Genomic DNA, 4899 nt, shown 5'->3' with positions numbered 1-4899 from the left:
AACTAATTCATATCATTGATAGTTTAAAATTAATAATGCCATAAATAATATCTGGAGATTTATTATGAGCGTCGTTGTCTCTGACAAGCAACAGATTATTTCTTTATATACAGAACACGATCATGTCCCTGCTGTATTGGAAGACCATCGTATCAATGGAATCAATAAAGAGCTGCCACGACCATATCTGTTCCCCTTTACCAGCCAATATCTGGCAATCAAGAATATTCCCGCCGAGGCCAGTAATTTTCTGTCTCTGAATGGGATCTGGAAATTTAACTGCGCGAGCAATCCACAGTCCAGACCCAAAACGTTTTATGAAGAAGACTATGATGTTTCGACCTGGGATACCATTCAGGTTCCGGGCAATTGGGAAGCACAGGGGTTTGATAAAGCGATTTATATTGACGAGCGTTTTCCATTCACCACCAACTGGCCAGAGATACCGCGCGACTACAACCCGGTGGGGTCTTACCGCCGTACATTTTACCTCGACCAAAGCTGGACTGGACGTGAAATTTTCCTGCAACTGGCAGGAGCCAGAACTGCATCGTTTATCTGGATTAACGGCCAGCGCGTAGGCTATACCCAGAACGCGAAAAACCCGGCTGAATTTAATATCACCCCCTATATTCGGGAAGGTGAAAACACGATTTCGCTGCAAATTTATCGTTGGTCTAATGCCAGTTATGTAGAAAAACAAGACATGCTGGATATGTCTGGCCTTGAACGGGAAGTTTTTATCTATTCGACGGCGAAAACACGTATTTATGATGTGTATTGCAAGCCAGAATTGAACGATGATTTTACCCAGGGAATAGTTAACGTTAGCGTGAGCCTGTCTCACTACGATAGCCATCCAGAGAATCTGTCACTGAATATCAAACTGCTGGACGACGCAAATAATCTGTCTGTATTAATAGAGCACAATCAGCCATTTACACGTAGCGGAACAACACAACAGTTTAGCTTTAGCGATCGACTGCAGAACCCTCGTCTGTGGAGCGCGGAAACACCTAACCTCTATACATTATTAATGACACTCACCGATCAGTACGGTGAAACCATCGAAGCGACCAGCCATAAAATAGGTTTTCGCAAAGTACAAATCATCAACAGCCAGCTTACGGTAAACGGTAAAGCGATCAAAATAAAAGGGGTAAACCGCCACGAGCTGCACCCGACGCTAGGGCATGTGCCTACGGAAGAAAACATGCTGACCGATATTCAGCTCATGAAAGAGCACAATATCAATGCGGTACGCACCAGCCATTTCCCCTGCCACTCACGCTGGTATCAGCTATGTGATGAATATGGCATCTACATTGTTGATGAAGCTAATATCGAATCGCACCCGTTGGCGCTAAAGCCAGAAACGCAAATTGGCGATACCGAATCCTGGATACCCGCACACTTAGATCGTGTACAGGCAATGGTTGAACGCGACAAAAACCATGCCTGCGTTATCGTTTGGTCGATGGGCAATGAGGCCGGAACCGGACGTGTCTTTGAAACGCTTTATCAATGGATAAAAGAAAAGGACGATAGCCGCCCAGTCCAGTACGAACCTGCCGGTGAAGCACACTATAGCGATATTGTGTGCCCGATGTACCCGACCCTTGAACGCCTGGAACAGTTTGCCCAGCAAGGTAACGATCGTCCGATGATTATGATTGAGTATGCCCACGCCATGGGGAATTCCGTCGGAATTCTGCGCGATTACTGGAACATAATCGACAGCCACGACAATCTGCAGGGGGGCTTTATTTGGGAGTGGATGGATCACGCGCTGGCATTAACCAACGAGCGTGGCCAAAAATATTGGGGATACGGTAAAGATTATCACCCGGATAAACCCAGTGACGGCAATTTCATGAACGATGGCCTGGTCGCCGCTGACCGGGTTCCACATCCTCATATGGCGGAAGTGAAAAAGGTCTATCAGCCTGTCTATTTCCATGCAATAAATCCGGCATCAGGCCTGTTTGAAATAGAAAACCGATACGATTTTATCGACCTGCGCCACCTCGATATTCAGTACAGCATCTCTGAGGACGGGCATCAAATTGCCAACGGCAGTCTGGGTTCCCTTTCCCTTGCCCCAGGCCTGCGCCATTCAGTAAATGTTCCCGTAGCAAACCTGGCGCTTCAGGAGAATAAAGAGTACTTGGTGACACTCAGTGCCGTCACTAAAAACGAAATACCGCTTATTGGCAGTGGCTATGAAATTGCCTGGGAGCAGTTCAGCATCACGCCTCCCGCTACGTTTCATATCTCCCCTGAAGCCTATTCTCTTGCTCTCTCGGTACAAGAAACGTCTTCTGCTATTGAGATCAATGGATCTTATTTCTCTCTTGCGTTTGATCGCCTCAGTGGTCGTATGGATCGCTTTACCGTTAGCGGAAAAGATCTTCTCCTTACCGGTATCGAACCTAATTTCTGGCGTGGGCTCACGGATAACGATCTGGGTGCCAGACTTTTCGATAAGTCTGCAGTCTGGAAAGACGCCGGTAAGCAGCGCGTATTATCCGACCTCAAAGTATCGCAGACCGCCAGCCACGACGCGATCGTGACCAGTGAATTCTCGCTTCCCACCGTGGACTGCAAATATGTGCTGACCTACACCATCTATTCGACCGGTGAGATGCGTGTCAGCGTTGATTTTATACCGGGTAATCGCGAACTTCCTCTTTTACTGCGTATGGGTACTCAGCTGACATTGCCCAGCGAATTTAACTATATCCAGTGGTTTGGCCGTGGTCCGGTGGAAACCTATGCGGACAGAAAAGGCGCCAAAGCCGGTATCTACGGCGGAACGACCTGGGAGCAATTTCATGCTTACCCGCGACCACAGGAAAGCGGTAATAAAACGGATGTTCGCTGGGTGCGTATTGTCAATCATGATGGGCTTGGTCTTGAGGCCATTGCCGACTCGCAATTATTAAATACCAGTGCCTGGCCTTTCGCCGCCAGTGAGCTCGATTTTGTCGCTGACAATAACGGCAGTAGCGCATCCGGGTTAACACCATTATCACGCAAACATGGCGTTGATGTTCAGCCAGGAGATATCACCACATGGAACATCGATTTAGCACAGATGGGTACAGGTGGCCAAAATTCATGGGGTTCTTTGCCACCCAAGGATTATCAACTACCGGCCCAACCTTATCACTATGCTTTTTATTTACGCCCGGTACGTCGCAATACGTAAGGTGATTTTTATTTCTCCCCTTTTCGAATGTCCGCTACAGGGCATTCGAAATGCGCTTCTAAATAGAACTATATTGATACACAAGTAAAGGGAAATGGTATGTCTGAAAAATCCGATGCAAGATATCAGATGTCATTAATAACATTCCTGTTTTTCTCCATTGCCGGAGGGGGATTTGTTCTTAAAGGCGTTGTAAGCCAATACACTGACTGGGGGTATAACTCCTGGTTATTATATGCTTTCGCTTCATTATTTTATGCAATTCCTTACACCTTCATGATCATTGAGCTTTCATCGATTAAAAAGCTACGTGAATCTGAGAGTGGATATCAGACATGGTTGAACCTGATTTTGGGTCGAAAACTGGGATTTATTGCCGGTTTCTTCTATTTCTACGTTAATATTTTTTATTTCGTTGACCTGTTACCTAACATCATTACCTATTTTATCTACACCTGTACCAGCGATGTTGCCTTTGTTACCGCATTAACCAATCAAACCTGGTTTAAGCCGGTGATCAGTATCACTTCAATCGCGCTGTTCTGGCTGGCAACATGGGTATCGATGAAGGGGCCAAAATGGCTATCCCGTGCGCTGTCGTTCTCTGGATACGCCGGATTTGCACTGACTATGTTGTTCATCATTGCGGCAACCTGGAAGTTATCTTCTGGTACGGTCACATTTAACGGAACGCCGATTGCGCCAGAGTATTTACAGCACATTGATTTATCTTGGTCAAAAATAGCCTCAATGTCATGGGCCTTACAATCGTTAGGTGGGCTGGAAGCATTAGCGGCATACAAACGAAATATTCGGGGTGGCGATCGTAATTTCAGAACTGGGTTAATTCTTAACGTATTTATCTTCTCAGGTATTATTGTTATTTCGTCTATCCTGATGAATTTTATTTTACCTGCAGATCAGGCCGCCAACCTTGGCTTGTTATCGGCTATTTATGTGGCCTTCCAACAGTTAGGCTTCCCCGACTGGTGGACCAACGTCATTGCCTTATTCCTGATGATCACCACCCTGTGTGGCTCGCTCATGTTATGGACCGCCGCACCGGTTAAAATGCTGTTTGTTGATGCGCCAAAAGGTATCTTTGGCCATAAACTCTCTGAGGTAAACAGTGAGGGTACGCCAGTCAATGCCCTGAAGATGCAGGGTGTAGTGGTCACAATTATCATTATCCTGTTTATGCTGGGTCAGTTTAACTCTGAAATGAACACCATTCTTGTGGCTGTTAAAAATCTTGATGGGGGGGCTGCAACAATTCCTGTGCTGTTTATGGTTGCAGGCTATATCAAGCTACGTATGAAGCCCAACCACCGTGACTACGTCCGTGATTTCCACTTCCTGGGAAAAGGGCGTTTTTGGGCACTGTTATCCGTTGCACCAATAGTTATTATTTTTACTGCCTCTACGGTTGCGGCATTAATTCCAGGACCAGAAGACTGGAGTGCAAACTTTATGGGTTCATTAATTCAGGTCATTCTTGGACCGGTCAGTATTATTGCCGTGTTCTATTATTGCAGCATTATGTATAACCGCTGGAGGATCAAAAACCCTCACGATAACTCACTCTTTAATAAAATTTAATTATAATTTTCAGTTATAAATTTATCGTTTAAAGCCCGCCACGTCGTCAATAACATGACAGCGTGGCGGGTTTATGAATGATATAACTA

Annotated in this window: 2 protein-coding genes; both read left to right on the top strand. The window is 45.8% G+C overall.

What is annotated here, in order from left to right; translation table 11 throughout:
- The first annotated feature begins 64 nt into the window (after positions 1-64).
- On the top strand, positions 65-3211 hold the full coding sequence (locus NNN64_RS22390) for a glycoside hydrolase family 2 TIM barrel-domain containing protein (protein ID WP_271442825.1): 3147 nt from the start codon (positions 65-67) through the stop codon (positions 3209-3211).
- A 129-nt stretch (positions 3212-3340) separates the two neighbouring features.
- Positions 3341-4810, top strand: coding sequence for an APC family permease (locus NNN64_RS22385; RefSeq protein ID WP_271442824.1), 1470 nt, complete (start codon positions 3341-3343; stop codon positions 4808-4810).
- Positions 4811-4899: the final 89 nt, after the last annotated feature.

It is taken from the genome of Citrobacter sp. Igbk 14 (genome assembly GCF_028069825.1).
GTDB lineage: Bacteria > Pseudomonadota > Gammaproteobacteria > Enterobacterales > Enterobacteriaceae > Citrobacter.
Note: the sequence above shows the minus strand (reverse complement) of the source record. Positions and strands in the feature narration are given on the sequence as shown.

What these genes read in the sequence shown, in the direction of transcription:
- NNN64_RS22390 (WP_271442825.1), top strand. Translation starts at nt 65, where the DNA reads ATGAGCGTCGTTGTCTCTGACAAGCAACAGATTATTTCTTTATATACA.
- NNN64_RS22385 (WP_271442824.1), top strand. Translation starts at nt 3,341, where the DNA reads ATGTCATTAATAACATTCCTGTTTTTCTCCATTGCCGGAGGGGGATTT.